6 protein-coding genes are annotated in these 15,258 nt (G+C 73.5%); 3 read left to right on the plus strand and 3 right to left on the minus strand.

What is annotated here, in order from left to right:
• Window positions 1-11: 11 nt before the first annotated feature.
• From WME90_RS16255 to WME90_RS16265, 3 genes are all read right to left on the minus strand, one after another.
• Window positions 12-4,139 carry a serine/threonine-protein kinase gene (locus tag WME90_RS16255; RefSeq protein ID WP_437282036.1) on the minus strand — a complete coding sequence of 1,376 codons (4,128 nt, stop codon included), beginning with the start codon at window positions 4,137-4,139 and terminating at the stop codon, window positions 12-14.
• 259 nt (window positions 4,140-4,398) lie between these two features.
• Entirely contained in the window at window positions 4,399-5,409 is a 1,011-nt protein-coding gene (locus tag WME90_RS16260; protein WP_437282037.1) for a hypothetical protein, read from the minus strand.
• Between the two features lie 410 nt (window positions 5,410-5,819).
• Complete coding sequence (locus tag WME90_RS16265) at window positions 5,820-7,136, minus strand: PP2C family protein-serine/threonine phosphatase (protein WP_437282038.1); 1,317 nt, start codon at window positions 7,134-7,136, stop codon at window positions 5,820-5,822.
• A 486-nt stretch (window positions 7,137-7,622) separates the two neighbouring features.
• Here WME90_RS16265 and WME90_RS16270 point away from each other — a divergent pair, with 486 nt between their 5' ends.
• The 3 genes from WME90_RS16270 to mutS all read left to right on the plus strand — a co-directional run bounded on the left by WME90_RS16270 (window position 7,623) and on the right by mutS (window position 15,237).
• Window positions 7,623-9,452 carry a hypothetical protein gene (locus tag WME90_RS16270; protein WP_437282039.1) on the plus strand — a complete coding sequence of 610 codons (1,830 nt, stop codon included), beginning with the start codon at window positions 7,623-7,625 and terminating at the stop codon, window positions 9,450-9,452.
• The gene (locus WME90_RS16275) at window positions 9,449-12,325 is read left to right on the plus strand and encodes a hypothetical protein (RefSeq protein ID WP_437282040.1); all 2,877 of its coding nucleotides are present in this window, start codon (window positions 9,449-9,451) and stop codon (window positions 12,323-12,325) included. The genes WME90_RS16270 and WME90_RS16275 overlap by 4 nt, the downstream gene beginning before the upstream one ends.
• Window positions 12,326-12,438: 113 nt before the next feature.
• Window positions 12,439-15,237: a DNA mismatch repair protein MutS gene (mutS, locus tag WME90_RS16280; RefSeq protein WP_437282041.1), complete on the plus strand. Its 2,799-nt coding sequence runs from the start codon at window positions 12,439-12,441 to the stop codon at window positions 15,235-15,237.
• Window positions 15,238-15,258 lie beyond the last annotated feature (21 nt).

The following is a 15,258-nucleotide window of genomic DNA, read 5'->3' on the forward strand; positions in this document are numbered from 1 at the left end:
GCCACCCAACGTCAAGAACGTGGCGCGCCCTTCTCGTGCGCTGCTGCCGCCGCGCCCTCGGCGTGTACGTCCTTGCTCTGCGCAGGGCTCGCGCCGCGGTGCGCTGCAGGGTCGTTGCTCGGCGCTTCGGGCCGCTCCTTCCATCCCAAGGCGGCGGCCTTCGTGACCTTGCTCCGCGATGGCGCCGCGGCGGCTCGCTGGGCGGACAGGTCCCCCGCCTGCGGCGGCCGCGGCGTCGAGGACGCGGACAGCGACCGGCCGAGGCGCTCGCGGGCGAGGGCGATGAGCCGCCCGACGTCGTCGTTCCCGCGCAAGAACGCGTCGCGCTGTCGGGGATCCCGGAGGGCTTCGACGCGCGCGGCCAGGGCGGAGAACGCGGCGTCGAGCGCGGCGTTCGCCTCCCGCTCGTCCCCGATCGCGAGGAGGGCCTCCACGAGCGTGAGGCGAATCGCGTCGCTCCACTCCTCGATGGGCCCAGCCGCGAGGTGGCGCGAGGCCTCGCGCGCCGCGTCGACCGCCGCCCTCGGCTCGCGGCGCGCCAGCTGGACGCGGGCCAGCGCGAAGCTCGCCATCGCCTGCAGCGCGGCCGAGCGGCGCGCCGCTTCCTCGGAGAGCCAGCGCGCGACGGCGTAGGCGGTCGCGTGGTCGCCGGGCGCGCCGCGCCACACGAGGAAGAGCGCCTCGTACAGCCGGCCGGCGATCCTGAGGCGCGAGATCTGGCACGCATCGGCGATGTCGCTCGCCTGGCGCTCGCACGCGATGCCCTCCTCGATGTCGCCGAGCCGCGCGTACGACATGCCGAGGTTGTGGAGCGCGAACCCCTCGATCGCCCGGAGCTTCCGGCTCCGCGCGTCGAGCAGCGCGCGCTCGAGCAGCGCCTGCGCCTCCTCGAACAGGCCGAGCTGGTTCAGCGCCGAGCCGGTGTTCAGGCGGGCCTTGGCCGCGACGACGGCGTCGCCCTCGCCGTCGGCGTCCGCGGCGAGCGACGCGCCCAGAGCGGCGGCGGTGGACAGGTCGCCGGCGTGCATCAGCGCGGCGAGGTGGGCCTCCCGGGTGTGGAGGAGCGCGTCGGTCGAGCCGCTCGCGCGCGCGACCTCCATCGCCGTCTGCGCCGCGCGGAGCGCCTCGGCGGGCCGGCTCAGGTCCACGAGGGCGCGGGCGCGCGACGCGTGGAGCCTCGCGCGGATCGACGGCGCGAGCGCCGCCGCGAAGTGCGGAGAGAGCGCGGACGCGGCGCGCGCGTCGCCCTCGGCGCTCTGGCCCGCCTCGATCATGCACGTCGCCGTGACGACCTGCGCCTCGCCCCACAGATCCGAGCCGGGCAGCGCGAGGCGCGACGCCTGCTCCGCCGCGTCGAGCGCCTCGCCGAGGCGGCCCAGGAGCTCGCAGATCTCCCCCCGGCGGACGAGGAGCGCCGCGCGCGTCGTCCCCTCGGCCCCGCAGTCGAGCCCGCGCGTCGTGAGCTCGAGCGCCTCGTCGAGCTCCGCGCTGCTCGCCGCCCTGTCCCGCGTCGCGCGGGCGTAGAGCAGCGCGGCCCGCGCCTTGTCGCCGCCCGCCTCGGCGTGGCGCGCGATGAGCCCCGGGTCGACGCCCGCGGACTCGAGCCACGCGGCCGCGGCGAGGTGGAGCGCGGCGCGGTCCTCCTCGACGATCGAGGCGTACGCCGCGTCGCGCACGAGCGCCTGCCGGAACGTCCACTGCACCTGCCCTGGGACCCGCGGCTCCAGCTGGCGCGCGATGAGCTCGCCGGCCTCCAGCTCGGCGAGCTCCGCGCCCACGGCGCGCTCGAGCAGCGCCGCGACGCCTGCGGTCCAGAAGATCTGGCCGAAGACGGACGCGGCGCGCAGCACCTCGCGCACCCCGCTCGACATGCGGTCGACGCGGAACTGCACGAGCGCTTGCACGGTGAGCGGCACGCCGTCGCGCCCCTCCGCCGCGTACCGGATGAGCTCCTCCAGGAAGAACGCGTAGCCGCCGGCGCGCTGCACGATGGCGCCGCGCGTGGCCGCGTCGGCCTGCGGGAGGGCGGCCGCCACGAGACGATCCGCCGCCTGCGGGGACAGCGGGGAGAGCGAGAGGCGGGTGACGTCGCGGTGCTCCCACAGCGACGGGAACTGGGCGGAGAGCTCGGGCCGGGCGAAGCCGAAGACCCCGAAGCGGAGATCGGCGCAGCCGAGCAGCCAGTCGACGAGCTCGACCGTGGTGCGGTCGGCCCACTGCATGTCCTCGATGACCAGGATCTGCGGCGTGGTCTCGGACTTCGAGCGGAAGAACGCCTCCACCGCCATCCGCGTGCGCGATTCCATGAGCTGCGGGCTCTCGCGGGCTGCGCGCAGCGGCTCGTTGCCCTCGTCGGGGAAGGGCACGCCGGCGAGCTCCCCGATGAAGCCGGCGAGGAAGCGGAGCGGCCGGGCCAGGCGCATCGCCACGTGGGCGTTCACCTTCTGCACCTGATCCTCGAGGCGCTCGCAGTCGCGGATGCCCATGAGCGCGCGCAGCGCGCGCCCGAGCGCCGCGGGCCCCGAGCCCTGGCTCGTCGGATCGCCGCGGCAGAGCAGGATGACGGGCGCGTGCGGCGCCGTCTCGAGGAGCTGGATCAGCTCGGCGCGGACGCGGCTCTTGCCGATGCCGGCGAGGCCGGTCACGAGCGCCGCGCGCGGCGCGCCGTCCTCGGCGATCTGGCTGAAGATGCCCTGGAGCCTCGCCAGCTCGTGCTCGCGCCCGAGGGTCGGCGTGGGGTGTCCGACGAGCCCGCGCGCGTCGAAGCCGGTCGCGTCCTCGTGGACGAGCACGCCGCCGCGCGCGTCCTCCTGGACCACGAACCGCCCCTCCAGCGCCGCGATCGCGCACGCGTCGATCCGGACCGCGCCGGGCACGGCGTGCTCCAGCTGCTCCGCCGCGCGATCGAGCGCCTCGCCTGTCAGGTTCGCTCGGCCGCGGACGGCGTGCCCGACCGCGACCGAGACCCGCGCGCCCGGCGTCGATCGGGCGACCGTCAGCGCCGCCCGCGCGGCGCGCATCGCCTCGTCGCCCCGCGAGCGCTCCACGCCGAGCACCGCGACCAGCTTGCCGCCGAGGAGCGCCTCGAGCCGCGCGTCGTCGCCGAGGACCTCGCGGAGCGCGGCCTCCACCTCGGGGCGGAGCGGGCCGGCTCCCAGCTCGAAGAGCGCGCAGGCGACCACGCGCCGCTCGGTCGCGGCGAGCCGCACCTGCGGCCGCTCGTCGCCCGGCTCGGCGGGGCCTTGCGCGATCTCCGGCGCGGCCGCGCGCCGGATGATCGACGCGGACCTCTCGGTCGCGGGGGGATCGTTGTTGAGCTCCCCGACCCGCGCGAGCGCGCGCGCCAGCTCGCCGCCGTTCTCGTACCGCTGCTCGCGATCGCGGGCGATGGCGCGCGTGATCACCTCGTCGAGGGCGTCGGGCACGTCGAAGCGGAGCTGCTGCGCGCGCGGGGGATCCTCGAGCGCGAGGCGGCCGAGCAGGGCGATCGCGTGCTCGGTCTCGAACACGTTCCTGCCCGTGACCAGGCGGAACAGGACGGCGCCCAGCGAGTACACGTCGGCCCGCGCGTCCACCGTCTCGCCGCGCGCCTGCTCGGGCGCCATGAAGTGCGGCGTGCCGATGATCGTGCCGCGCTCGGTGGGGCAGTCGTCCGGGACCGCCAGCTTCACGACGCCGAAGTCGATCAGCTTGATCGCGGTGCCCTTGCCGCGGACGAGGAAGATGTTGGAGAGCTTGAGGTCACGGTGGACGACGCCGCGGGCGTGGATGGCGGCCATGGCGGCGGCGCTGCGCCGGACGACCTCCACCGAGTCGCGCATGCCGAGCGGCGCGCGCCGTTGGCGCTGCCCGAGATCCTCGCCGTCCAGCCACTCCATCGCGAAGAAGGGGCGCCCGTCGAGCCAGGTGCCGTGAGCGATGTACTGGACGATGTTCGGGTGCCGCAGATCGGCGAGGATCGAGATCTCGCGCGCGAAGCGGGCGCGCTCCTGGGGCGAGGCGGCGGCGCGCAGGATCTTGAGCGCGACCGGCGCGCCGGAGGTCTGATCCGTGCCCTTGAAAATATCGCCCATGCCGCCGCTTCGGCTGCGGGCTTCGATCATGAAGCGGTCGGTCGGGTCGGTGGACTCCAGGAGCACCGTCCGGATAGGCTACGCGAATCTCGCGGCTTCGTGCCAGTGAGAAGGCGTTCTGCGCCGCGCGGGGCGCCGGCGGGCGGTCTGGACCGAGGCTGGACCGAGGCTGGACCGAGGCGCGAAGCGCGCACCCTCGCCGTGCTGCTCCGCAGCGTCGCACCTCCCCGCGCGGGGCGAGGAAGGGCCGGCGCTCGAAAATTCCAGCCAGCCTCCGTGCCGCTCCGCCGTCCGCACCATCCTGACGGCGCGATCCTCCGTGCGCTCAGAACGCCGCGAGTATCCCGGCGCCGATGGCTGCGCTCGGGCGGGGATGGCTCAGGGCGCCGGCGGGGCGGTTGTCGTCGAGCCCGAAGGCGACGAGGACGTCGGCGTGGGAATAGAACGAGAGCGTGCCGTTGAGCGCGAGCTCGATCCCACCGCGGAGCCCGAGCGACATGGACAGCAGGGACACGTCGGCGGCGGCGCCGGACCGATCGCCCATTCGCTCCACGCCCATCTCGACGAGGCCGCAAGTGACGAGCAGGTCGCCCGTGTGAACGCACGGGGCGAGCGCGACGCTCGTGTTCGAACGCATGTACGGTGAGCTCTCGCTCGATCGCCCACCGGAGCTCGGCGTGTCCGGGCTCGACACCTCGCCGTCGCCGCGCGTGCCTCTCTTCGAGAGGACGAATGCGTACCGGCTCTCCAGCGACAGGGAGAGGCTCTGTGACCAGCGGACCCTGACGAGCCAGGACACGCCGCCGAGGAGCCCCTCGGGCACACCGACCCGCGTCATCGCGCCAGCGCCGACCAGCATCGAGCGCCATGGCTCGGCAGGCTGGCTCCCAGGGTCCGGGCGCGCCGGCGCGATCTCGGGGCCACGCGGCGCCTCGACGTGCGGTCGCTCGTCGCTCGCGAACGGCGTCAGCGCGAAGGAGATCGCGAGCGCGACGGTGCTCGTGAGCTGCTCGCAGGCAGCGTCTCCGTGGGAGATGTCGAAGCCTCGGGCGGAGACCCGCCCGTCCGCGTTCCGGTAGGTGGTCGTCGCGACGACGTGCGCGCCGTGTGGCCTGATCGTGACGGCCACCTCTTCGATCGCGTCCTCCCGGAAAGGATCGTACCCCATGCGCAGGCGGATCCGCTCGCGCAGCGCGCGCTCTCCAGGGCACGAGGCCACTTGCGCGTCCTCGCTGTAGCGCAGACGCAGCGCGCGGCGCGTCGGCTCGTCCGCGCGAACGGCGGCGCTGAACAGCAACGAGGCAAAGACGATCATGCAGAGAAAGGAGCGTGCCATATCCCCGAACAGCGGCTCCGCGGGGCGAGCCATTCGTGGCGGCCATGGAGTGGCCTCGAGGCAAAGCACGTCAAGAGCCCACGTCGCTTCTTTGTGCGAACGAGGAAGGCGTCGAATGACGTGATAATCGAAGCCGGTGAATGGTAATGGCCGCGAAATCGTGATGGCGCGTTGAGCGGTGTCCGGATCCGTGACGAGCGTGACCACCCCTCCGTATGCAGCCAACCGCGCCGATCATGAGAGTCGGGCGGAATTCGTGGCAATCCAGATACGCTGTTTGTAATGGCTTCCGCGCAGCGGGCGTGCTCCACCGCGCCGCGCGGACCGCTGGCCAGCGCCGTGCGCGGTCGATCGCGCCGGATGAGGGAGGAGAGGGGGGAAGGGAGAGGCGGGAAGGGGCCGGCGAGCGGTCAGCCGGCGCTGGCGCTGGCGGTGGCGCCGGCGCGTGAGGCGAGCCGCGCGAGGTCCTTGGGATCGCTCACGCGGACGAGGATGACGGTGATGTTGTCGCGCCCGCCGCCCGCGTTCGCCTTCTCGATGAGCGCCTGGGACGCCTTCTCGGGATCGGGCTCGGCGAGCAGGATGTCGCGGATCGCCTCGTGGCTCGTCATCTTCGAGAGGCCGTCGGAGCAGAGGAGGTAGACGTCGCCCGGGTGGGGGCGCGCGATGATCAGATCGACCTTGACTGCAGGGGAGATCCCGATCGCCCGGCTCAGGTGGTTCGCCATCGGCCCGGTGATCCCCGCGGCGCCCATCGTGTGATCGGTGGTGAGCTGCGTCAGCTCGTTGTCGCGGAGGCGATAACAGCGGCTGTCGCCCACGTGGCCGATGTAGAGGCGCTGCTTGTTGGGGGAGAACCGGGCGCTGACGAGGGTCGTGCCCATGCCCGTGAGGCTCCGCTCGGCGTGGGCCCGCTCATAGATCGCCTGGTTCGCCCGCTGGATCGCGACCGCGAGCTCGCTGCCGCGACGCGGGACGTCGGGGTAGGGGCTCTCCGTGTCGGTGTCCACGAACGACTGATCTTTGAACGCCCGCGCGATCGTGTCGACGGCGAGGCGGCTGGCGACGTCGCCGCCCGCGTGGCCGCCCATGCCGTCCGCGACGGCGAACAGGTAGTGCTCGTCCAGGCAGAGGTAGCAGTCCTCGTTCTTCTTGCGCTTCTGGCCCGGGTCCGTCTGCCCGACGGCGCTGATGAGCAGGAGCGGCGACGAGCTGGTCGGCTCGTCGACCGCGGCCTCGTCGTCGTAGATGATGGGGACGGCGGAGGGCTCCTCGCGCTCGTGCCCCTCGTCGTCATCGACGTCGTCGTCATCGTCGCCGCCATACGACGGGGCGTTCGCGCGCTTGATCGTGCTCTGCAGCACCTCCGGCGGAGCCAGCGTGATCAGCGTGAGGTCGTCGTCATCGTCGTCGAAGGCATCCTCGTCGTCGTCGCGGCGAGATGGGCCGTTCGAGCGCTTCCAGTCGGCGCTCGAGACGCGCTCGGAGCGGCCGTGACCTCCCGTGGACTTCGCGTGGGCGCCCTCGCCCGCGGGCACGTGCGTGCCGTCCCGCAGCCCGACCGCGTCTTGTCTCGTCGTTGAACCTTCGAAATCTCCCTCTCCCTCGTCGAGGGCTTGGGCTCCCAGGCCACCCTGCGTCGGCGTCGTCACCGCGCGAGGCCGGGCCCGGTCGCCGTTGTTCGAGCGAAAATACCAATAGATCAGCCCGAGAAGGGCGATTCCCATGACAAGGGCGGCTGCGAGATCGGCCATGTCCCGGCGACCAACGTAGCAAAGGCGCGCCGCGTCTCCGAGATCAACGTGCAGGGGGACGGACGACGGCGATCGATCCTGGTCGGGCTCGGCCTGCCGAGCCCACGCAGCGCGGGGCGCACCTTGGGCACCGGCCGGCGCAGGGGAGCGCCATCGCACCCCGCCGCAGGGCTCTCCACCCCCCTGGCGGGCGGCCGCTGCAAAGCGCCTCGCCCGGCTCGGCGCAGAGCGCCTCGTTCGAAGGAGGCCGCGCGATTCGTGCTGGGTGCGCTCGCCCGGGGAGGCCGTGCTGCGCCGCGGCAGGCGCGCGCGAGAGACGAGGGCCCTGTGGGGCCCGCCGCTCGTTCGTCGGGAGGACTGCCGCGAGCGCCCCGCGCTCGGCGCGCGTCCGCCGCAAACGAACCCGTCGAGCGGAGCGGGTTGCCAGTGCTCGTGGTGCTGACTAGTCTCCGCGCCCGCATGAAGCTCGCCCGCACACTTCTCCAGACACCTCGCATCGTTGGCCTGTGCCTCGCGGCCTCGATCGTGGGCGGGCTCGGCGTTGTGGGCTGCTTCGTCGATAGCGAGGGCCTCCCGCCGCCGGTCGGTGGGTTCTATTTCCCGACCGGCCTGGCGGCGTCTCCTGGCGGACGGGTCCTCTACGTCGCGAACTCGGATTTTGATCTCCAGTACAACGGCGGCACGGTCCAGGCGCTGGATCTGCAGCGGCTGCGCAAGCGGGCGCTCGCGCTTCAGGCGTCGCTCGCGGACGCTGGCGCCAGCGTGAGCTCCGCGTGCAAGGCGGTGGGCCTCGGGACCAACGCTGCGCCGCAGCTCTACCCGGGGCCGTGCGGGCCGCTCGACCTCGCCGCCCTCGAGGGCGACGAGGCGGTCGTCCGGAGCTCGGCCGTCATCGGCGCGTTCGCGTCCAACCTCCTCCTCGTGCACAGGCCGCTCAGCGGTGAGGGCGCCGACCCCGACGCGGGTGCGCGGCAGGCGCGCCTGTTCGTGCCCGTGCGCGGCGACCCCTCGGTCACCTTCTTCGACGTCGCCGACGATCGGTTCAACGTCGCCGACGATCGGTTCGACGAGGCCGGTACGCAGCGCTGCGGCGAGGGCGACGCCTGCTTTCAGCTGGACTGCGGCGCGGCCGCGGCGGGCGGGCGCTGCGGCAGAGACCACCGCATCGGGGAAGACCCGGGCCAGGAGCTCAACCGGCACAAGCTGCCCCTGGAGCCGTTCGGCATCGCCGCCGGCCCGGACGGGGCGAGCGTCGTCGTCTCGCACCAGACGGAGAACGCCGCGAGCGTCATCGTGAACCCCTGGGGCGCGACCGAGAGGCCGCAGCTGGGGTACGTCCTCACGGATCTCTCCCTCGGGCCGACGGAGCTCGCGGCCGTGCCGCGCCCGGGCGCGCTCGTGGCGCTGGAGCAGGCAGGGTGGGCGAGCGACTACCAGCCCGCGTTCGCGCTCACGTACCTCGCGGACTCGGAGCTCGGCCTGCTTCGTTATCAGCAAGCCGCTCCAGGAACGCCGCCGCGCCTGTTCGAGTCGACCCCGACCGACATCACCGCGCTCGCGAGGGGCACCGACTCCCGTGGCATCGCGCTCGACGCGAGCGAGCGGCAGGCGTGCGAAGCGGCGTGCGGACCGGCGAAAACGGCGTGCGAGGCGGACTGCGCGCCGGCCTGCGAGGCGGAGAGCGACCCGGAGGCGTGCGAGGCGGACTGCAAGGCGGACTGCGGGGGCGCTTCCGACGCGTGCCTCGAGCGGTGCGTGGACATCCCGATCGCGGTGTACGTGGCGCATCGCGTCCCGAACGCGCTGCTCATCGGCGAGCTGAAGACGACGCTGATCAAGAAGGAAGCGCCCTCCGGGAAGCGCGTCTCGGTGTTCGACGCGATCGCGATCCACGGCGCCGTCACGCTCGACGCCTACCCGTCCCGGGTCGAGATCGGCCAGGTGATCGACCTGGAAGGCGTGCCTCGCCGGAGGGTCTTCGCGCTCGCGTTCGACGCGGGGCGCGCGTTCTCCTACGACCCGGCAGCGCGCCGCCTCGACGACGTCATCACCACCGGGCGTGGACCGCAGGCGCTCGCGTTCGACACGGGCACCACGTGCGGCCCCGAGAAGGCGCGCTGCGTCTGCGAGGCAGGCAGCGCCGACTGCGAACCCTATTCCCTCATGTACATCGCGCATTTCACCGACTCGTACCTCGGCGTTGTCGACCTCGACATGCGCAAGGCGAACACGCTCAACACGATGATCCTCACGGTGGGCACGCCCGTTCCGCCCCGGGAGTCGCAGTGAAGCCGCGCCTCGCGCTCCTCGCCCCCGCCGCCCTCGCGCTCGCCGGGTGCGCCGAGGAGGCCACGCCTATCCCCGTCGAGGTCCTGAGGCAGTCCGGCCGCAGCGCCTTCGTCTGCCTCGCCATCGACCGGCCGGATCCGGCGAAGCCGGGCGTGATGCGCTCGCTGCCGATCACGGACTGCTCGTACCACACCGTCGAATCGCGCACCGACTACGAGGTCGACGCCGCGAACGGGGGTAGGGCCACGCTCCCGCACCTCTACGGCCTCGTGACGCAGACGACGACCGGCGAGGTCGCGGTCGTCGACATGACAACCGAGTCCGCGGCGGTCCTCGATCGAGACCCGGGCACGCCGACCGCGAACTTGCTCCCGGTGGGCGCGCAGCCGGTCGACATCGTCGCGACGCCCGGGGGGACCGCATCGTTCGTCGCCGTCGCCGAGCCGGGGCGCGCGGGGATCTTCGCGCTCCCCTCGGCGAAGGTGCTGCATCGCGAGGGCTGCTCGGTCCCGTCGCTCAGCTCCTGGCCGGCCTGCTCGCTCCCCTCGGCGCCGGGCGCGATGCTGCTCGTCGCGGACCCGGCGGACGACGATGGCAACATACGGCTCTCGTGCGACGCCGCGACAAAGGACGTCGAGCCGACCAAGCCCGGCGACCCCAGCGCGTTCGTGGACGATGTCTGCTCCACGTCGAACGGGGATCTGGACATGGAGGGCCGCGGCCGGCAGAAGCTCGTCGTGACCTTGCCCGATCTCGGCGGCATCGCCGTGATCGACGCGCAGAACCTCCTCGAGCAAGACGATTTCCAGGATGGCGGCTTCAAGCCGTGCGACGTGGAGCGGTGGGTCCCTCTCGAGGTCTCCCTCCCGCCGCCAGCGGCGCCCGACGAGGCGCCGCACGGCGAGGAGTGCGCCCAGCCCGCGGCCACGGCCAGCTCGGAGCAGGCCATCGAGAAGCCCCGGCCCGCGGGGCTCGCGCTCTCCGGCGACCGGCTGTACGTCGCCGATCTCGACGCGCCGGTGATCCACGTCGTCGACCTCCAGACGCCCTGCGAGCCGCGCGAGCTGCCCCCGCTGCTGCCCGCGTCGACGCTCGACCCAGGGCGCGTCGTCACGACGAGCCGCCTCGCGGTCAGCCAGGCGTCGCCCCCCGACTTCAACCGCTACCTCTACGCGGTCGACGCCGGCGACGGCAGCCTGATGGTCTTCGACGTCAGCGACGGCGCGTCGGACCGGTCGCCGCTCGTTCGCCCGAATCCGGACTGGAACCCGTTCCAGCCGCCCGACCGCATCCGCCTGGCGGCGCCCGTCCGCGATCTCGCGATCGTGCAGCGCGACGTCCCGAGGAGCCTCCCGGCGACGGGCGTGGTGCCGGAGGGGATCCGGTGCGATCCCACGCCGGGGCTCAAGACGTGCGACAGCAGCGTCACCTCGTGCGACATCGCGACGCGGTACCGCACGTCGCCCGATCGCGACTCCGGCGCCGGCCCGCGGAACCTCCGGGGCACGTTCGCTTACCTGGCGCTCACGAACGGCCAGGTCGCGATCGTCGACATCGACGATCTCGACGCCGCTTGCCGCGGGCCCGAGCGCGAGAGCGTCCGCGCGGGCTGCGCCGAGGACGCGTCGCCGAGCGCCGCGCCGCTCGAGACGAGCGACGAGGCGTCGTGCAACGTCGTCCTCCCGCACGCGGTGCGCTCGCAGAGCTACATCGTGGCGAGCGACGGCTCCGGCCAGATCGAGCCCGGCGTGCAGGGCCTGCCGATCCTCTACGATCGCAACGGCGCGGTCGTGCAGCTCTCCGAGGAGAGCCCGAAGATGCGCGCCACGTTCTCGCCCGAGCCGTCCGCGCCTGACCTCACGCTCGCGGTGGGGGTGCAGCGCGAGTCGATCGCGTCGAGCGACATCGCCGACAGCGAGCTCGATGAGCAGGGGCTCGTGCTGAGGTCCGGCGGGCCGCAGCACGCGCTGACGATGAACCTCGAGGACCCGCGGGTGCACGTCGCCAACGACACGTGGACCGTGACCTACGAGGGGGTGCTCGCGTCGCTCACCCGGCCCTTCGTCACCTTCGACGACGACCTCAACCTGAGGGGCACCGACGCCCGCTTCTGCCGCCGCGGCGTGCAGAGCCTGGCCAGCGTGAAGGCGCAGCTCACGGCCGCGGGCGTCCCGGAGAGCGAGATCGAGGCCCGCTCCGCGCAGCTCGCCGATTTCGCGCAGATCACCTCCGAGCTCCCGGACGAGGACGACGTCTACTGGAAGACCGACGGCGCGTCCGCGTGTTCGTTCGACGCGTGCAACGCGAAGTACGGCAGCGTCGTCCCGTCGCGCCCGGCGCTGCGCATCGTCGAGGCCTACGAGGACCACCTCGAGCTCGAGCCGAGGGACGCGGTCGAGTTCGCGGCGTGCTGCTTCGCGGGCTCGGTGCAGCTCGGCATCCGCGCCGGGGGCCAGTGGGTCGTCCGGAGCAACGGCGGCGGCTTCCTGCACCACGTGATCGCCAATCCCGCGACGGGCGCCTGCCGCAACTCGTGCGACGCGCGCCTCTCGCGGCTCAACGGGCGCGTCGTCCACACGCCGCGCGACGGGCGCGTCACCGACGGCGAGCTGGGCGCCTTCATCAACCCGATGTTCCGCTTCGCGGTCACGGGCGGCGTGCCCGAGCAGGAGATGCACTTCCGCTTCACCACCCAGGGGGCGTTCACGCCGCTCCGCCTGGACCTCGCGGACATCAGCGACACGGCGGAGCTCCAGCCGCAGGCCATCCAGCTCGTCCCGGCCACGGGCGAGCTCGCCGTCACCGACGGCGCGCTCCAGGGCCTGTTCCTGCTGAGCTCAAGCGACGTCGCGGTTTCGCGCCGGTACCGCTGAGCAGCTCGCCCCTCGGCATTGCGGTTTCCGCGCCGAGTTTTCCACGAAAACAGCGGAACAAACGCGCGAATCCCGCGTAGACCTCACCGGCGGTCGAGACTAAGACGCCGGCGATGCAGCCGTCCGAGCAGCCTGCGGCCAGGAAAAAGCTGACCCCGGTGATGCGCCAGTACGAGGATGCGAAGGCGCTCCACCCCGACGCCATCCTCTTCTTCCGGATGGGCGACTTCTACGAGATGTTCAACGACGACGCGGTCCTCGTGTCGCGCGCGCTGAACCTCACCCTCACGAGCCGCAACAAGGGCGAGCCGGAGGAGGCCCCGATGGCCGGCGTCCCGCACCACGCGGCGCACGGGTACATCGCGCGGCTCCTCGCGCTCGGCCACAAGGTGGCGATCTGCGAGCAGTGCGGCGATCCGTCGAAGATCAAGGGGCTCGTCCCGCGGCAGGTCGTGCGCGTCGTCACGCCGGGGCTCGTCACCGAGACCGAGCAGCTCGACGCGCGCGCCAACCACTACCTGGCAGCGGTCGACGGGGGCGGCGTGCCCCGCGGCGACGCCCTCGGGGCCGGGGGCCCGTACGGCCTCTCGCTGCTGGATCTCTCCACCGGCGAGCTCTCCGCCACCTCGGTCCCGGACGCCGCGACCCTGCTCGCGGAGCTCGCCCGGGCGGACCCGCGCGAGGCGCTGATCGCCCGCGATCTCCCGGACGTCCGCGCGGCCGCCGCCTCGCTCGCCTGCCGCGCGGCGCTGCGCGACGACGAGGACCTCGACAGCGCGCTGGTCGCGTCGATCCTCGACGACGCCGCGATCGAGCCGATCTCGGCGGCGGCGCTGGCCGAGCACCCGCTCCCGGCGGTGCGCGCCGCGGCGCGGGCGCTGCGCTTCGCACGCCGCTGCAGCCCCGGCGCGCGCATCCCGGTGCGCCGCATCGCCCCGCACGACACCTCGGGCACGCTGCGCATCGACGAGACGGCCCAGGCGCACCTGGAGCTCGTGCGCGCCGCGGACGGCGGCCGCCGCGGCACCCTGCTCGAGGTCATCGACTGCACGGTCACCCCGGGCGGCGCCCGGCTCCTGCGCCGCCGCCTGCTCTCGCCGCTCGCGGACCTGGCCGGCATCCGCCGGCGCCTCGACGAGGTGGAGCTCTTCGTCGCGCACCCGCGCGCCCGCGGCGAGCTGCGGGACGCGCTCGGCGGCGTCGGCGATCTCGAGCGCCTCAGCGTCCGCGCGCTCCTCGGCGAGGCCACGCCGCGCGATCTCGGCCTCCTGCGCGACGGGCTCACCGCGGCCCCGGCGGCGATCGCCGCGGTCCGGTCGATCCCCGACCTCGGCAAGGCAGCGTCGCGGGGAGACGACGGCGCCGCGGCGCGGGGCAAGGAGAGCGCCGCGGCGCGGGGCAAGGAGGGCGCTGCGGCGCGGAGCAAGGAGGGCGCCGCGGCCGAGTCGGGCGCGGAGCCGCTCCTCGCCGAGGCGGCGGCGCTGGATGTCGTCGCCGACGTGTGCGCCGAGCTCACCGCCGCGCTCGTCGAGCGGCCGCCGCCGAACACGCGCGAGGGCGGCATCTTCCGCGAGGGCTACGACAAGGAGCTCGACGAGGCGCGCGCCGTGGAGAAGAACGCGACGGAGCTCATCCTCGCGCTGGAGGCGAAGCTGCGCACGCAGACGGGCGCGCCTTCGCTCCGGGTCAAGTACACGCGCGTCTTCGGCTGGTACATCGAGGTGACGCGCGCGCACATCGCCAAGGTCCCGGAGACCTTCCGCCGCAAGCAGACCGTCGCGACCGGCGAGCGCTACACGAGCGACGAGCTCGACGAGCTCGCCGACAAGATCGAGCACGCCGGGGCGCGCGCGCTGGAGCGGGAGTCGGCGCTCTTCGACCGGCTGCGGGCCCTCGTGGCGAAGAGCGAAGGCCGGCTGCGCGCGCTCGCGCGCAAGCTCGCCGCGTGGGACGTCGCCGCCGCCCTCGCCGACGTCGCCCACCGCAACGACTACGTGAGGCCGCACGTCACGAACGGCGAGGCGCTCGCGATCCGCGACGGCCGCCACCCGGTGGTCGAGCGCTACGCGGCCGCGGGCCACTTCGTGCCGAACGACACCCGCCTCGATCTCTCGGGCGAGCGGCTCTGGCTGATCACGGGCCCCAACATGGCGGGCAAGTCCACGCTCATGCGCCAGGTCGCGCTGATCGTGGTCCTCGCGCAGATGGGCAGCTACGTCCCCGCGCGCGAGGCGGAGATCGGCCTCGTCGACCGGATCCTCTCGCGGGTGGGCGCGAGCGACAACGTCGCGCGCGGCGAGAGCACGTTCATGGTGGAGATGCGGGAGACCGCCGAGATCCTCCGCGACGCGACGCGGAGATCGCTCGTGATCCTCGACGAGATCGGCCGCGGCACGAGCACGTACGACGGCCTCGCGATCGCCTGGGCCGTGGCGGAGCACCTGTTCGACGCGATCGGCTGCCGCGCCCTGTTCGCGACGCACTACCACGAGCTGACGGAGCTCTCGGCGCGCGCGCCGGGCATCGCGAACTACTCGGTCGCCGCGCGCGAGCACGGCGACGATGTGATCTTCCTCCACAAGCTCGAGGCGGGCCCCGCGAGCCGCAGCTACGGCGTGGCGGTCGCGCGGCTCGCCGGCGTCCCCGAGGGCGTGCTCGCGCGCGCCCGCGCGATCCTCGCGACGCTGGAGTCGGGCGCCGCGCTGCCGGGCGGCAAGCACGCCTCGCTCCGCGGCCGCACGCGCGGCGGCGCCGCGCAGCTCGACCTGTTCGTCCCGGCGCAGGCCGCGGTGCCGCCGGAGCAGGCGGCCGTCATCGAGACCCTGCGCGCCGTGGACATCGATCGGCTCGCGCCGCTCGACGCGCTGCGCCTCGTGGCCAAGCTGAAGGGGCTGCTCGGCGGCGGCGGCTGACGGCGGCGGCCGCGCCGCGGC

Source organism: Sorangium sp. So ce375, from assembly GCF_051473855.1.
Taxonomy (GTDB): Bacteria; Myxococcota_A; Polyangia; order Polyangiales; family Polyangiaceae; genus Sorangium.